This window comes from Providencia vermicola (assembly GCF_020381325.1).
Classification (GTDB): Bacteria; Pseudomonadota; Gammaproteobacteria; order Enterobacterales; family Enterobacteriaceae; genus Providencia; species Providencia vermicola.
Genome location: NZ_JAGSPI010000002.1, coordinates 101,758 through 117,608, shown reverse-complemented (window position 1 = coordinate 117,608; position 15,851 = coordinate 101,758). Strand labels below are relative to the sequence as shown.

Here is a 15,851-nt window from a genome sequence, read left to right as displayed (position 1 = left end):
CTAAAGCTGGGTTTTTTATTATTCAACGTTTAAAAAACAGTGACGTCACACGTTGACGTCATTGTTTTTTTATTTTAATTTGATATCAGTTAATGACGTCATGGAATAGCCGATGATCAAAATCAGGGAATTGAGTGCTAAGCACCGTAAAACCATGGTTGATATACTGACTATCCCACCTAAATCGGCCATTAGATGGGATGAGGTGATCAGTTTAATCAATCATCTAGGCGGTAAAATTAAAAATGGCAATGGATCACGGCGCAAGTTTATTTGGTTCACTGCTTCTGACACATCAACCTCATCCAGGTAATACGATGGATAAGGGCGCTGTTAATGGGTTACGTGAATGGTTAGAAAATATAATAGGGGTAGAATATGATTAAAGGCGGTAATGTCATGACAATTAATGGGCATCCTGCTTCTGTCACCTATGAAGCAGACATTAAAGCCTTTCGTGGCCAGTTTTTGGATGTGAGCGGTTATTGCGATTTTGTTTCCGATAGCATTGAAGGGCTGAAAAAAGAAGGGCAAATCTCATTAAGTGATTATATTGAAAGCTGTCGTGAGGAAGGAATACCGCCATTTAAAGATGAAGGCACGGTGAAGTCATTTACGTTACGCTACCCTAGCCGTTTGGAAGCTTATTTAAATGCGGCGACAACCGCGCATAATATCTCTAAAAACCAGTATATCGTACAGTTATTAGAACGCGAGTTAGTGTCTAATAAATAAAAATGTGACGCCAATTAGGGCGTCACTGTTCGGTTTACTCAGCTGTTTTTTCTTCAGTACTTAGGCTGGCTTCAAGGGCGCTAATGCGTTGTTCCATTTTGGCTAATTTTTCGCGAGTGCGTAACAACACTTGAGTTTGAATATCAAACTCTTCGCGACTGACTAAGTCTAATTTGCCAAGCTGTGACTGTAACAGTGAGCGCAGTTTTTTATCAAAATCTTCACCTAAATCACGTACGCCTTGGGGTAAAGCACCTTGAATTTGACGAGCAACTTGTTCAAGTTTTTTCGGATCGAGCATTCGCGGGTCCTTAAATTTTTTTGAGAAATGAGTTGGGGGTAGTGTAATACCTCTTGTCGCGGTAATAAACTCTTTTCCTGTTTCCTTATGATACTTGGCGCACAAGGAGGCAAGGGGGAATGAGACTGAAGGAGAAATGACCACCTTAAGGGCGGAATTACCCAAGATGGTCAATTTAACGTTATTTCAATTCAGGTAAAAAACGGATGTCCATATAATATTTATTGGCATTACTTCTATCGAGATAAATAGTCACATTTTCCCTATCAATATAAGGGGATGGGTCAAAATAAATATTCTCACTTTTATAACGCTTAATTGTATTTGTATCTTTATCATGGACATCCGCAATAATTTGATAAGGAGAACGTCTATTCACTTGGATCATAGTATTTTCTTCAACACCTGTGATTTTTACTTGAATTGGCGTACCTTCGCGCAATAAACGGGTACTTTTTTTCTTATTGGTGATGCCGAACATAACAGGAACGCCACCAATTAATGTAAATACACCGCCGAAAATACCTAAAATGATACTCAGTCCATATACACCAAAGAGTGAATCAATGATGGCATCTTGTGGATTTGTTGGATTATAAAGTACATCAATGGATTGACCGATGCTGTTTCGATAACTGCTACTCCCCATTGACGAGCGAAACTCAATTTGTTGATTTTCTAGGGTCGTAAACTCGATAATGGGAAAATAGGTTTTTGATTTATCTTCCGAAACACTAATGTCGAGATCGGTGACTATTCCTGTTGTTTTAATACCATTTTTTGCCATATCCATACCAGAATAAAGCGCAAAAGCAGTTCCGACCAAAAATAAGAGGCCGATGACTAAAAAGATGGGAAAGATAAAACGGTACTTTTTCACCCTAGTATTCCTTTAATGATATTTTTCTTGCTGGTTATTATTATACAAGTCAATAAATTATTTTAGTTAAGTGTGATTTTTAGACTGATATTTAGGACAATTTACGTCTTATTGCGATTTTTTATGCCTTGGTGGTAACAGGTTATGCCTACATTTTAATTACCCCTGATAACTATAGGTTTTTATTCATGTTTTTTGGCCAAAAGTGTGAGAGGCTCGCCAGTTTTGAAAGACACCGTTGCGTAGTTGAATTATTGGCGTTATATTAATTGCGTTTATCTCAGGGCGGGGTGAAAGTCCCCACCGGCGGTAACATGCAACGCGCATGAAGCCCGCGAGCGCTTTATCATTTTGGTGGTAAAGGTCAGCAGATCCAGTGTAAATCTGGAGCCGACGGTTATAGTCCGGATGGGAGAGAATTAACTGTATCTGCATATTTGTGCCGTAATGCACAATCATGTTCTGCATACCTGAATAGGTAGGTTGCCATTTATGGGCAATTTATTTATTCATCATTTCTCGTAATCCTAAGACTGCCTTGATTCTGGTAACTAGTTAATAACTATTTAAGAGGTTTTTACCATGGATCATACGCTACTTTCCGAATTCGGTAATCCAATCGAACGTGTTGAAAAAGCAATCGAGGCCTTACGCAAAGGTCAGGGTGTTTTAGTTCTGGACGATGAAGATCGTGAGAACGAAGGCGATTTAATTTTTGCAGCAGAAACCATGACCGCAGAGCAAATGGCATTCACCATTCGCTACAGCAGCGGTATTGTGTGCCTGTGTATCACTGAAGAGTGTCGCAAAAAACTGGAACTGCCAATGATGGTAGAAAATAACACCAGCCAAAATCAAACAGGTTTTACGGTGACAATTGAAGCGGCAAACGGTGTTACCACTGGCGTTTCGGCAGCAGACCGTATTACAACCATTCGTGCAGCTATTGCGGATAACGCAGTCCCAGCAGATCTTAATCACCCAGGACACGTCTTCCCATTACGTGGTCGCGAAGGTGGTGTATTAGCACGTCGTGGTCATACAGAAGCCTCTATCGATTTAGCCTCATTAGCAGGGTTTAAACCAGCAGGGGTGTTATGTGAATTGACCAACGATGATGGCTCAATGGCACGTACGCCAGAAGTGGCGGCTTTTGGTAAGCAACATGGCCTGACGGTAGTGACTATCGAGGATTTAGTACAATATCGTTTGCAGCATGAAAAGAAAGCGAGCTGATCCTCGTCATATTTCGAGTGATCACTGCGTTGGCTTCACGCAGCTACCCTAGTCACATACTTATGTATGCTCCTAGGGATAGCTTTGTTTTGCCGCCTTGCGCTAACTCGAACTATTTAGAGGATTGTCTCGTCATATTTCGAGTGATCACTGCGTTGGCTTCACGCAGCTACCCTAGTCACATACTTATGTATGCTCCTAGGGATAGCTTTGTTTTGCCACCTTGCGCTAACTCGAACTATTTAGAGGGATGTCCTCATTGTATTTCGAGGAAGAGTTCGTTTTTTTAACTTAAATATGAATAGGCTAATTTCAGCTAAGTTATTTAAGTTATTGATAGTACGTTAAGCATATAGAATCTTATGAAGGCCACTGAGTTGCACACCTCGTGGCCTTTTCAATTTTTTTGATGATCATACTCATAATTAGGCCACTGTGTTTTTTACACAAAAGCGTATGCTGTAAGCAGAAACTAATTGAGTTGGAGTTGAAATCATCATGTCGGCAAATACTTCAGTCGTAAATAACAAGATCCCCGCGATTTTCATAGGCCATGGTAGCCCAATGAATGCTATTGAGGATAATCCTTATACCAAAGTGTGGGAACAGCTCGGCAAAACCTTACCTCGTCCAAACGCGATATTGGTGATTTCAGCGCACTGGTATACCCGCGGCACGGCGGTGACCTCGATGTTAAAGCCCAAAACTATTCATGATTTTGGCGGGTTTCCAGAAGCGTTATACCAAATTGAATACCCAGCGCCAGGTTCACCAGAACTTGCCCAACAGGTTGCAAATTTATTAGCACCAGAACCCATTTTCCTCGATAAGGAAGAGTGGGGACTTGACCACGGGACATGGGAAATTTTAGTTCGCATGTACCCAGAAGCTGATATTCCAGTGATCCAACTAAGTATTGATGGCACAAAACCTGCGACTTGGCACCACGAATTAGGTAAAAAATTGGCGGTACTTAGAGAGCAAGGCGTGCTTATCATGGGCAGTGGTAATGTGGTGCATAATCTGCGCGCCATGAATTGGCAAAATGCACAGGCAGAGCCTTATCCATGGGCTTTATCTTTTGAACAATTTGTCTACGATAACTTGCAAAGTAAAACGATCCCACACCCGCTAACTAAAGGGTTAGAAAGGGAAGATGGCAAATTATCAAACCCGTCCGCGGAACACTACTTGCCTATTTTACCAATTTTAGGCACTTGGGATGGTGAAGAGGGGATCAGTACACCCATTGAAGGAATTGTGTCAGCATCGTTAAGTATGTTGTCTATTCAGATAGGATAAGTCTTTCTGCTAGAGAATTTACTAATGAAAAGCCCAAATCATATTACTATGTTTGGGCTTAGCTTTTAACTTTATATACAATTAGTCTATGATCGTATGTGGATAAAAGCGGGACAGATCTTGGGTGATCAGCTCTTTATCTTCACGAATACAAATCCCAGCAGGTTGATCATTTACCAACCAACTTCCGACTAAGGTATAGCTACCTTCAAATTTCGGTAGTGGGTGGAATTGTTGAATAATCATCCCTTCTTCACCGTATGGGCCATCCGCAGCGGCAATTTCCTTGCCATTTTCAATAATACGGATGTTGGCGCCTTCACGAGAAAACAGCGGTTTAATCACATATTTATCGAGCTCTGGCTGAGTTTTACCATCAGCAAAATAGGCAGGGAGTAGATTAGGATGGTCAGGGAACATTTCCCATAACATCGGCAGCAAGGCTTTATTAGAAATAATGCTCTTCCATGCGGGTTCCAACCAGCGAACGCCAGCATCTTGTAGCTTGGTAGAGAAAATTTCACGTAGCATAAATTCCCACGGATACAGCTTAAACAGATTACTGATAACCTGATCTTGTGTATCAGTGAATTCGCCTCTTTCACCTAAACCGATTTCATCGATATATAAGAACTCGGTTGCAACACCCGCTTCGTTGGCACAGTCTTGTAAATATTGAACTGTGCCACGGTCTTCTTCCGTATCACGACAGCAAGACATGTGAAGCAGACGGAAACCATGTTGATCTTTAAGTTGAGTGAAACGTTCGATCAACTGTTCTTGAATACTGTTAAATTGATCCGCATTTTCAGGGAGTTTGCCAGCTTCAATTTGATCTTCTAACCAGATCCATTGGAAGAATGCAGATTCATATAATGATGTTGGCGTGTCTGCGTTATTTTCCAGTAACTTAGGAGGATTAACGCCATCGTAGGCAAGGTCAAGCCGTGAATACAGTGAAGGCTGCTCGCTTTTCCACGAACTACGAACAAATTCCCAGCAGTGCTTAGGAATTTGAAAACGTGCCAATAATTCGTCACTTTCAATAACACGCTCAACCACTTTTAGGCACATTTGATGCAGCTCAGCGGTTGCATCTTCAATCTCTTCGATTTGTGCCATAGTGAATTGATAATACGCATCTTCAGACCAGTACGGCTCGCCGTACATGGTGTGAAATTCAAAACCAAACTCGGAGGCTTTTTCGCGCCAATTTGGGCGCTCAACAATGGGAACTCGTTTCATTACTGATCAACCACCCATTGAACGGGAAGAAGACGTTGATTTTGCAGATGAAGACGAACGTTGTGCCATCGCTTGTTTATTAACGGTGTCACCAAAACCACCACGAGTGACGGTTGATGTGGTCGGTGGCTTAGGTGCCATTGCGGTTTTTGGTACGCTCATTGAACGACCACCTGCAACCGCAGGGCCATAGCTTTTACCTGATGCATCGACAAATTTGCCGTTTGCAGGGCTTGCTGGGTTTTTCGAGCTAAACAGTGGTTGGGATGCCGCACTACCGCCCATCATACGCCCCATCATATAACCCATCATTAATGGCATCCACATGCTGCCGCCGCTGCTTTGTGCTTGTGCAGTTTGCTCGCCATTGGTTGAACTTGTGCCTGCAAGACCTGCTTGGGCAGGGGCTTGAGTACACATAGACTCACCAAATTCTGCAATACAGTCAGCTTGCGTTGCATATTTAGGTGCAGTTTTTGCCGCTTCTTGTAATGCATTGTTATAAGCCAATGTGCATTGTTCTGCTTGAGATGGGTTTGCTTGGCTACAATCTTGCGCATTGGTATACAGAGATACTGTTTCATCGCTTTCTTCACAGGCAGAAAGCATAAATACGGCACTGACAGCAACAGCAACAGGCGCTAAACGGTATGAACGCCAAGACTTGCGGAAGGCGTTTTGATTAATATCTTTAGTACGCTTCATGGTCATGGTAATTACCCTGAATAAAATTTAAGTAAGATGTTTTATAAGTTACCTCTAGGATAGGGGATAAACGTTGAAAATTAAAGCAGAAATATAGCGGAAATAGATTGAAATTATCATTTTTGTAACTTTCTTCTCTTTTTTGAGGAAAGGATGATTAAAACTGAAAAAGAAATAGAGATATTCCATTGAATATCAATGAATTAATTTGAGCTTGTTTTTTGAACTATTTAATAATAACTAAAGTGAGAATTCACTGAATTTTATAAGTGGGGGAAGGGAAAACTGTTTTAACTGATTCAATTGAAGCAAAACGAGTGATTTAGAGGGTTTTCTTTACGATTTGATAAAAAATAACCCGCCAATACAGCGGGTCATTCTATTTATCTAAAACTAAACGATCAAATTATTTAATTTGAGGGGCATTGGTATTACGGATAATGCTGCTTGGCTCAGTGGAAATTTCTTTGCCTAAGTTAGCATTTAAGCGTGCAATGTCATCTTCGTTTAATGTGCCGCGAGCAAATTCAATATTCAGTTGGTTAATCATATAGTCATAACGTGCGTTAGACAGGTTTTGCTTCGCTTGGTACAGTGCGGTTGTTGATGTTAATACGTCAACAATTGTACGTGTACCTACTTGGTAACCTGCTTCCATCGCATCTAATGAGCTCTGTGCAGACACAACCACTTGTTTGTATGCATTGATGCTACTGATAGATGAAGATACGTTATTAAATGATGAACGTACTAATTGAACCACATTACGGTAAACACTTTCCAGTTGCTCACTCGCACCTTGGAAACCATATTGTGCTTGTTCAACTTGTGAACTCGTTGCACCACCAGTGTATAAAGGAATGCTTAAGTTTAAGCCAATGCTGTTTTGCCCATTATAACTGTTGCTTGCACCTTTACCTGTTAAGCTATTGTTGTAACCACTACCATGGTTATAGGTATTGGTTACTGCGGTTGATGCATCGAGACTCACCGTTGGCATATGGCCTGTTTCTGCTAAACGGATGTTTTCACGAGAAACGTCTTGAGCTAAACGTGCACTTAATAAGCTAAGGTTGCGCTCTTCTGCTTCTTTTAAGATAGCGTTGATGTCGCCCAGCTCAGTGGTTTTAAAGCGCTCGATATTTAAAGATGCCAGTTGGTTATAGTATACACCGCTGACTTGACGCAGTTTTTCAATTGCATTTTCTAAGTCGTTACGACCCGCAACTTCTTGTGCGATAACGCTATCGTAGTTCGCACGGGCGTTTTGCACGTCAGTAATCGCCACAAGGCCAACGTTAAAACGTTGAGTAACTTGGTCTAATTGGCGATAAACCGCTTCTTTATTGGCTTCAATATAAGATAGCGCGTCAATTGCTTTTAAAACGTTAAAGTACGCAGTTGCGGTATCTAAAATTAATTGTTGCTGACTAGTCTGGTAAGTGACATCAGAAATCCCTGCCGTTTTTTCTTGAATCGTCAGTTGACGCCATTTTGACATGTCAAAAACAGTTTGCGTTAATTTCAGCGACGCATTTAAACCCGTGCTTTCGGTGTTATTCGCATCGCGGTAACCACTACCGTAACTTGCCCCTGCGCCTAAACCTAATTGAGGTAATAATGGGCTGCGAGCTTCATTAATTTTTTCAAAAGCTTGATTACGTTCAGCTAATGATTTTCTTAACTCAGGGTTACTTTCTTTCGATTTTTGGTAAACCTGCAGTAAATCGTCTGCGTAGCTATTGGTACTGAGACCCACAAAACTCATCGCAATTAAAAGGGGAAGCAGTTTCTTCATTTTGATTCCTTGATTAAACAGCAAATTAAGTTGAGCCTGTTGCCTAAAACGTACCATGCCTAATTGAGGCCTTTGATATAAAAATATGCGTTTTAGAGACAATCATAAAAAAACAGACCCTATGTTGCTCTTAGATTTGAATAATGGCGCTTATTGTAGCAGAGGTTCGTTTGAATTCACGGTAGCCTTTTGTGCCATTTTGTCTCAATTTTATTAAACATTACCTCATCTGAGGTTAAAAAACCTTAAAAACAGTTTTAATCCACAATTATTTCCTTAAGATGGAAATTAGTGAGTTTGGAGAATGCAATGACAAATAAAATAGAACAGCCAATTAAATATGGCAAAAATGATGTTGAAATTATATCCAAGCGTAAATTATTTAACGGTTTTTTTCAAATGATGGAATACCGATTTCGCCACAAATTGTTTGCTGGTGGATGGAGCAACGAAATTCGCCGTGAAGTTTTTGAGCGCGGTCACGCTGGTGTTGTTTTACCCTATGACCCGCAAACCGATAATGTTGTGCTGATTGAACAAATTCGCTTTCCAGCAATAGAAACCAGCGAAACGCCGTGGTTGCTTGAAGCCGTAGCCGGGATGATTGAAGAAAATGAATCCCCAGAAGAGGTCATTCGCCGTGAAGCAATAGAAGAAGCCGGCCTAGAGATCCGCCATGCGGAAAAAGCGCTCAGCTACCTTTCAAGCCCTGGCGGGACAACAGAGCGCATGCACGTATTTGTTGGCGAAGTCGATAGCACTCAAGCTAAAGGTATTCACGGTTTAGCTTCAGAAAACGAAGATATCAAAGTTCATGTTATTAGTAGAGAAAAAGCATACCAGTGGGTAGAAAATGGCACAATTGATAATGCAGCAACAGTCATTGCCATTCAGTGGTTACAGCTCAACTATCAAAAACTTAATGAAAAATGGATGAAACTCTCTTAAAGAACAATTAATCTAGTGAAGTGTGTGCTGATTAGCAGATATTTAACTAATTAGTCGTCATACTCCAATTACTCGTCATACTTCAAGCTGCAAGTGTGTTGGCTACACTGCGCAACCCAAGTCACATACTCATGTATGCTCCTTGGGCTTGCTTAGCTTGCCGCCTTCTTGCAACTTGAATTATTTAGAGTAATTCAGTGCATTGCTAGGGCGTGTCATAATCTAGGTTTTACAGTAAGCAGTAAGTGTGTTGGCTGCACTGCGCAACCCAAGTCACATACTCATGTATGCTCCTTGGGCTTGCTTAGCTTGCCGCCTTCTTGCAACTTGAATTATTTAGAGTAATTCAGTGTATTGCTAGGGCGTGTAGTTGTTCAATGCGTGTAATAAGTTAGGTTTTACAGCAAGCTGCAAGTGTGTTGGCTGCACTGCGCAACCCAAGTCACATACTCATGTATGCTCCTTGGGCTTGCTTAGCTTGCCGCCTTCTTGCAACTTGAATTATTTAGAGTAATTCAGTGCATTGCTAGGGCGTGTAGTTGTTCAATGCGTGTAATAAGTTAGGTTTTACAGCAAGCTGCAAGTGTGTTGGCTACACTGCGCAACCCAAGTCACATACTTGTGTATATTCCTTGGGCTTGCTTAGCTTGCCGCCTTCTTGCAACTTGAATTATTTAGAGTAATTCAGTGTATTGCTAGGGTGTGTAGTTGTTCAATGCGTGTAATAAGTTAGGTTTTACAGCAAGCTGCAAGTGTGTTTGCTACACTGCGCAACCCAAGTCACATACTTGTGTATATTCCTTGGGCTTGCTTAGCTTGCCGCCTTCTTGCAACTTGAATTATTTAGAGTAATTCAGTTGGGGGGATGAAGAGAATTCATAAGCTAGATAGGCTAACTGCAAGTGCGTTGAGTTTTTGTATAGTTGTAATGAATAGAATAGATTAGGCATAAACAATATTTATGGAAAAGGAAGACTTTTGGATAGCCAGCTTGAAGTGACTGCAAAGCACTCTAAAGTAGTGAGAATTTTACAGGTTACTGATACGCATCTGTTTGCTGATACAGAAAATACCCTTTTAGGTGTAAATACGTATCGAAGCTATCAGGCGGTACTTGATGCTATCGCAGCACAAAATCTCCCAATTGACTTGATCGTTGCGACAGGGGATTTGGTTCAAGACCAATCACCAAAAGCTTATCAACACTTTGCAAAAGGCATCGAACGTATTCCCGCACCTTGTGTTTGGCTCCCTGGAAATCACGATTATCCTCCTGCAATGGTCGAAAGCCTGCGAGTGGCTGGGATTTCGAGTGCGAAGCAAATCTTGATCGGTGATGAGTGGCAAATTCTTATGCTGGACAGCCAATTGCAAGACGTTCCTCACGGAGAGCTTTCTGAGCAGCAGTTGGAATGGATGAAAGTGAGTTTAGATGCACAACCACAACGCACTACATTAGTGATGCTGCATCATCACCCCCTGCCATCGGGCTGTACATGGCTTGATCAGCATAGTTTAAGAAACTCACATATCTTAGCGGATTATTTAAAAAATTATCCGAACGTGAAAGCGATGCTTTGCGGGCACATTCATCAGGAAATGGATGAAAATTGGCATGGAATTCGTTTATTAGCGACCCCATCGACTTGCGTGCAATTTAAGCCACACTGTACGAACTTTGCATTAGATACTGTTGCGCCTGGTTGGCGATACCTTGAATTAAGCGTGAATGAAAAAGGGCAAAGGCATATTACGACAACGGTGCATCGCTTAGAAACACGTGAGTTTAGCCCTGATCTAGACTCAGACGGTTATTAATTCACTATGGCCACGTTACTTTATATTCATGGCTTTAATAGCTCGCCTTTATCGGAAAAAGCCACTCACTTAAAACAATGGATTGAGGTTAATTATCCACACATTCATATGATTGTGCCTCAATTACCCAATTTCCCTGCGCAAGCCGAAGCGACGTTGGATGAGATAATTCAACAGCATCGTCATGAGCGCATTGGTTTAGTTGGCTCATCCCTTGGCGGTTATTTTTCGATTTGGTTTTCAGAGCGTTACCACCTTCCCGCAGTGGTAGTCAACCCTGCTGTACGCCCGTTTGACTTGCTGAAAGACTATTTGGGTGTCAATATTAATCCCTATACTCATGAACAGTATGTTCTGGAACCAAAACATATTGGCGAGCTAAAATCACTCCATATTGAACAGCTTTCTGCATCTCATCGAATTTGGCTGTTACAACAAATGGGTGATGAAGTACTTGATTATCGCGAAGCTGTTACCTATCTTTCAAAGTGTAAACAGACTGTAGAACCTGACGGTAATCATGCCTTTACTGGTTTTGACGCTTACTTTTCTCAAATTGTTCATTTTCTTCAATTAGTAGAGAAATAGTGCTAAAACGCATGAACACTGTTATTATCACCAGTAACTCACTGATTGAATAGTTCAATTAATCACCAATTACCGCAGAATGACAACATGACTCAATCTAGTTATAACGCAGAGGCTATTGAAGTCCTCAGTGGTTTGGAGCCTGTTCGCCGTCGTCCGGGGATGTATACCGATACCTCGCGGCCGAACCATTTGGCTCAAGAAGTAATTGATAATAGTGTCGACGAAGCGCTTGCTGGGCACGCGGGGCACATTGAAGTTATTTTATACGCAGATCAATCCCTTGAGGTAATTGATGACGGGCGCGGAATGCCAGTCGACATTCACCCAGAAATGAAAGTCTCCGCAGTTGAATTGATTTTAGGTCAGTTGCACGCAGGAGGAAAATTCTCTAATAAAAACTACCAATTTTCAGGTGGTTTGCATGGAGTGGGTATTTCTGTCGTCAATGCGTTATCAAAACGTATTGAAGTGACTGTGCGTCGTGATAGCCAGGTTTACCAAATCGCCTTTGAAAATGGTGATAAAGTCGAAGATTTGCATGTAATTGGTACTTGTGGGAAGCGTAATACAGGTACCAGTGTGCATTTTTGGCCTGATGGAAGCTATTTTGATAGTCCGAAATTTTCAGTTTCTCGTCTAACTCATAACTTAAAAGCCAAAGCGGTTTTATGCCCTGGCGTGAAAATCACGTTTAAGGATCAGCTCAATAATACAGAGCAAAGCTGGTGCTACAGTGATGGGTTAACGGATTATTTGATGGAATCCGTTGATGGCTTAGAAACCTTGCCAGAAAAACCTTTTACTGGCGAGTTTTCTAGCGAAACGGAAGCGGCGCAATGGGCACTATTATGGCTACCAGAAGGCGGTGAGCTGCTCACTGAAAGCTACGTGAACCTGATTCCAACAGCACAAGGCGGTACTCACGTAAATGGGTTGCGCCAAGGTTTGCTGGATGCGATGCGTGAATTCTGTGAATTCCGTAATATCCTGCCTCGTGGTGTAAAATTATCTGCGGATGATATCTGGGAGCGCTGTACTTATGTGCTTTCAGTTAAGATGCAAGACCCACAATTTGCAGGGCAAACCAAAGAGCGTTTGTCTTCACGCCAATGTGCTGCTTTTGTTTCAGGGGTGGTCAAAGACGCCTTTAGTCTGTGGTTAAACCAAAATGTACAAATTGCAGAGCAACTTGCTGAAATGGCTATTTCAAGCGCTCAACGTCGGATGCGTGCTGCGAAAAAAGTGGTGCGTAAAAAGCTGACAAGCGGCCCTGCATTACCAGGCAAGCTGGCGGATTGTAGCTCGCAAGATTTAAGTATGACAGAATTGTTCCTTGTTGAGGGGGACTCGGCAGGGGGCTCAGCGAAGCAAGCCCGAGATCGTGAATATCAAGCGATTATGCCGCTTCGCGGTAAGATACTGAATACATGGGAAGTATCTTCTGATGAAGTACTAGCTTCACAGGAAGTTCATGATATTTCTGTGGCGATTGGTATCGACCCTGACAGCGAAGATTTAAGCCAGTTACGTTATGGCAAAGTGTGTATCCTTGCGGATGCGGACTCGGATGGTTTGCATATCGCCACATTATTGTGTGCGTTATTTGTACGCCATTTCCCAACGTTAGTGAAAGCGGGGCATGTGTATATGGCAATGCCGCCGTTGTATCGTATCGATTTAGGCAAAGAAACCTTTTACGCATTAGACGAAAGCGAAAAAAATGCGGTTCTCGACAGGTTAAGTCGTAAACGTGGGAAACCAAATGTTCAGCGCTTTAAAGGGCTGGGGGAAATGAACCCACTGCAATTGCGTGAAACCACGTTGGATCCCAATACTCGTCGCCTTGTTCAGTTGATCATCGATGATGAAAACTACCAAGAAACCCTTGCAGTGATGGATATGCTTTTGGCGAAAAAACGCTCAGAAGATCGCCGTAATTGGCTGCAAGAAAAAGGCGATATGGCTGAAATTGATGTCTAACATCCTGCGATAAAAAGAGTAAGGAACGAATTGAATGAGTGAAATTACTCATGATGGTGTGGAGCGTCTACCGCTTCATGCCTTTACTGAAAGTGCCTACCTAAACTATTCGATGTACGTCATTATGGATAGGGCGTTGCCATTTATTGGTGATGGATTAAAACCTGTTCAGCGTCGTATTGTGTATGCAATGTCGGAACTTGGCCTCAGTAATAGTGCAAAATACAAAAAATCAGCGAGAACCGTCGGTGATGTGTTAGGTAAATATCACCCACATGGTGATAGTGCGTGTTATGAAGCAATGGTGTTGATGGCGCAGCCGTTTTCTTATCGCTATCCATTAGTGGATGGGCAAGGAAACTGGGGGGCTCCAGATGATCCAAAATCATTTGCTGCGATGCGTTATACGGAATCACGTTTATCTAAATACGCAGAAGTATTGCTTAGCGAGTTAGGTCACGGCACTGTTGACTGGGTACCCAACTTTGACGGCACGATGAACGAGCCGAAAATGTTGCCTGCACGTTTACCCAATATTTTGTTGAATGGGACAACGGGTATTGCGGTTGGGATGGCAACGGATATTCCACCACACAATGCCCGTGAAGTGGCAGAAGCTTTGGTCGCCTTACTGGAAAAACCGACTCTGAATCTTGATGAGATTATGGGTTATATACCAGGCCCAGATTTCCCAACAGAAGCCGAAATTATCTCTTCCCGTGAAGATATTCGTAAAATCTATCAAAACGGTCGTGGCTCAGTACGCATGCGTGCGGTGTGGGAAAAAGAAGATGGCAATGCGGTGATTACAGCATTACCTCATCAGGTTTCGGGAGCCAAAGTTCTTGAGCAAATCGCTAGCCAAATGCGTGCGAAGAAATTGCCGATGGTGGAAGATTTACGTGATGAATCTGATCATGAAAATCCAACTCGTTTAGTGATTGTTCCACGCAGTAATCGGGTTGACCTTGAACAAGTGATGACCCACTTATTTGCGACAACGGATTTAGAAAGAAGCTACCGCGTTAACCTCAACATGATTGGTTTAGATAACCGCCCTGCGGTGAAAGGCTTGGTTGAGATATTAACAGAGTGGATTACTTATCGTCGCCAAACTGTACGTAACCGCTTGAACCATCGTTTAGACAAAGTCTTAAGACGCCTACATATTTTAGACGGTTTATTAATTGCTTATCTAAACATTGATGAAGTTATTGAAATCATTCGTACTGAAGATGAGCCCAAACCTGTATTGATGTCTCGTTTTAATATTTCGGACACACAAGCAGAGGCTATCTTAGAGCTAAAATTACGTCATTTAGCCAAACTGGAAGAGATGAAAATCCGTGGTGAGCAAGACGAATTAGCGAAAGAGCGTGATGAGTTACAAGCGATTTTAGGTTCAGAGCGTCGTTTGAATACCTTAATTAGAAAAGAAATTCAGGCTGATGCGAAAGCTTATGGTGATGACCGTCGCTCTCCACTCCAAGAGCGTGAAGAAGCGAAAGCGATGAGCGAACATGAAATTCTGCCATCAGAGCCGATTACGGTTGTGCTGTCTGATATGGGCTGGGTGCGCAGTGCGAAAGGCCATGATATTGAGCCAACCAACCTGAACTATAAAGCGGGTGATGGTTTTAAAGGCGCTGCCCGCGGTAAATCAAACCAAGCCGCAGTATTCCTTGATACCACTGGGCGTAGCTATTCGGTTGATCCACTGGAATTGCCGTCTGCGCGTAGCCAAGGTGAGCCGCTTACGGGTAAATTAACGCTGCCGCCAGGCGCAACGATTGAGCACGTCTTAATGGCGCCAGAAGAGCAAAAATACTTGATGGCATCAGATGCAGGTTATGGCTTTATTTGCACATTTAATGATTTAGTGACAAAGAATAAATCTGGTAAGGCACTGATTTCATTACCTGAAAATGCCAAAGTATTGGCACCGATTGAGCTAAATAACGCGCAAGAAGACTTGTTATTGGCAATCACGAAAGCAGGGCGTATGTTAATATTCCCTGTGGCAGATTTGCCTCAGCTTTCAAAAGGTAAAGGGAATAAAATTATCAATATTGCGGGCGCACAAGCGGCAAGTGGTGAAGATGTATTAACATGGTTGATGCTTTTACCTGTTGGTGCTTCAATGACGCTACATTTTGGTAAACGAAAACTGAAATTTAAAGCCGAAGATCTACAGAAATACCGTTCGGAGCGTGGCCGTAAAGGGACATCCTTGCCTCGTGGAATGCACAATATCGAGCGTATCGATATCGAACCTGTAGATAACGTATAACAATAAATTTAATGGGTGTCTT

General features: G+C 42.2%; 13 protein-coding genes, 1 pseudogene and 1 riboswitch. Of the genes and pseudogenes, 9 read left to right on the top strand and 5 right to left on the bottom strand.

The window, feature by feature from the left end; translation table 11 throughout:
- Positions 1 to 112: 112 nt before the first annotated feature.
- Positions 113 to 386, top strand: a pseudogene (locus tag KDJ85_RS03090) (type II toxin-antitoxin system HicA family toxin).
- A complete protein-coding gene (locus tag KDJ85_RS03085; protein ID WP_225818433.1) occupies positions 379 to 735 on the top strand; it encodes a type II toxin-antitoxin system HicB family antitoxin in 357 nt (118 codons plus the stop codon). The pseudogene KDJ85_RS03090 and the gene KDJ85_RS03085 overlap by 8 nt, the downstream one beginning before the upstream one ends.
- 34 nt (positions 736 to 769) lie before the next feature.
- Here KDJ85_RS03085 and ubiK read toward each other — a convergent pair whose 3' ends face one another.
- The gene (gene ubiK, locus KDJ85_RS03080; RefSeq protein ID WP_206083691.1) at positions 770 to 1,036 is read right to left on the bottom strand and encodes a ubiquinone biosynthesis accessory factor UbiK; all 267 of its coding nucleotides are present in this window, start codon (positions 1,034 to 1,036) and stop codon (positions 770 to 772) included.
- A 181-nt stretch (positions 1,037 to 1,217) separates the two neighbouring features.
- Complete coding sequence (locus KDJ85_RS03075) at positions 1,218 to 1,916, bottom strand: DUF3592 domain-containing protein (RefSeq protein ID WP_225818432.1); 699 nt, start codon at positions 1,914 to 1,916, stop codon at positions 1,218 to 1,220.
- A 272-nt stretch (positions 1,917 to 2,188) separates the two neighbouring features.
- Positions 2,189 to 2,340, top strand: a riboswitch (FMN riboswitch).
- Between the two features lie 158 nt (positions 2,341 to 2,498).
- On the opposite strand from KDJ85_RS03075, the gene ribB reads away from it, so the two are divergent.
- Both ribB and ygiD read left to right on the top strand, forming a co-directional pair.
- The gene (gene ribB / locus KDJ85_RS03070; RefSeq protein WP_225818431.1) at positions 2,499 to 3,152 is read left to right on the top strand and encodes a 3,4-dihydroxy-2-butanone-4-phosphate synthase; all 654 of its coding nucleotides are present in this window, start codon (positions 2,499 to 2,501) and stop codon (positions 3,150 to 3,152) included.
- A gap of 498 nt (positions 3,153 to 3,650) precedes the next feature.
- Positions 3,651 to 4,454 carry a 4,5-DOPA-extradiol-dioxygenase gene (ygiD, locus tag KDJ85_RS03065; protein WP_225818430.1) on the top strand — a complete coding sequence of 268 codons (804 nt, stop codon included), beginning with the start codon at positions 3,651 to 3,653 and terminating at the stop codon, positions 4,452 to 4,454.
- An 81-nt stretch (positions 4,455 to 4,535) separates the two neighbouring features.
- On the opposite strand, the gene KDJ85_RS03060 is transcribed toward ygiD, so the two are convergent.
- From KDJ85_RS03060 to tolC, 3 genes are all read right to left on the bottom strand, one after another.
- Positions 4,536 to 5,699 (bottom strand): glutathionylspermidine synthase family protein, encoded by a 1,164-nt coding sequence (locus KDJ85_RS03060; protein WP_206083695.1) that lies wholly within the window; start codon positions 5,697 to 5,699, stop codon positions 4,536 to 4,538.
- Positions 5,700 to 5,705: 6 nt separating this feature from the next.
- Positions 5,706 to 6,410 (bottom strand): DUF1190 family protein, encoded by a 705-nt coding sequence (locus tag KDJ85_RS03055; RefSeq protein ID WP_047755625.1) that lies wholly within the window; start codon positions 6,408 to 6,410, stop codon positions 5,706 to 5,708.
- Positions 6,411 to 6,810: 400 nt separating this feature from the next.
- Positions 6,811 to 8,202 (bottom strand): outer membrane channel protein TolC, encoded by a 1,392-nt coding sequence (tolC, locus tag KDJ85_RS03050; RefSeq protein WP_225818429.1) that lies wholly within the window; start codon positions 8,200 to 8,202, stop codon positions 6,811 to 6,813.
- Between the two features lie 309 nt (positions 8,203 to 8,511).
- Between tolC and nudF the strand changes: the two genes are divergently transcribed.
- From nudF to parC, 5 genes are all read left to right on the top strand, one after another.
- Positions 8,512 to 9,150 carry an ADP-ribose diphosphatase gene (nudF, locus tag KDJ85_RS03045; RefSeq protein WP_225818428.1) on the top strand — a complete coding sequence of 213 codons (639 nt, stop codon included), beginning with the start codon at positions 8,512 to 8,514 and terminating at the stop codon, positions 9,148 to 9,150.
- A 978-nt stretch (positions 9,151 to 10,128) separates the two neighbouring features.
- Entirely contained in the window at positions 10,129 to 10,968 is an 840-nt protein-coding gene (cpdA, locus tag KDJ85_RS03040) for a 3',5'-cyclic-AMP phosphodiesterase (protein WP_225818427.1), read from the top strand.
- A 6-nt stretch (positions 10,969 to 10,974) separates the two neighbouring features.
- A complete protein-coding gene (yqiA, locus tag KDJ85_RS03035) occupies positions 10,975 to 11,556 on the top strand; it encodes an esterase YqiA (RefSeq protein ID WP_225818426.1) in 582 nt (193 codons plus the stop codon).
- A gap of 87 nt (positions 11,557 to 11,643) precedes the next feature.
- Positions 11,644 to 13,539, top strand: coding sequence for a DNA topoisomerase IV subunit B (gene parE / locus KDJ85_RS03030; RefSeq protein WP_225818425.1), 1,896 nt, complete (start codon positions 11,644 to 11,646; stop codon positions 13,537 to 13,539).
- 34 nt (positions 13,540 to 13,573) lie between these two features.
- The gene (parC, locus tag KDJ85_RS03025; protein ID WP_225818424.1) at positions 13,574 to 15,829 is read left to right on the top strand and encodes a DNA topoisomerase IV subunit A; all 2,256 of its coding nucleotides are present in this window, start codon (positions 13,574 to 13,576) and stop codon (positions 15,827 to 15,829) included.
- Positions 15,830 to 15,851 lie beyond the last annotated feature (22 nt).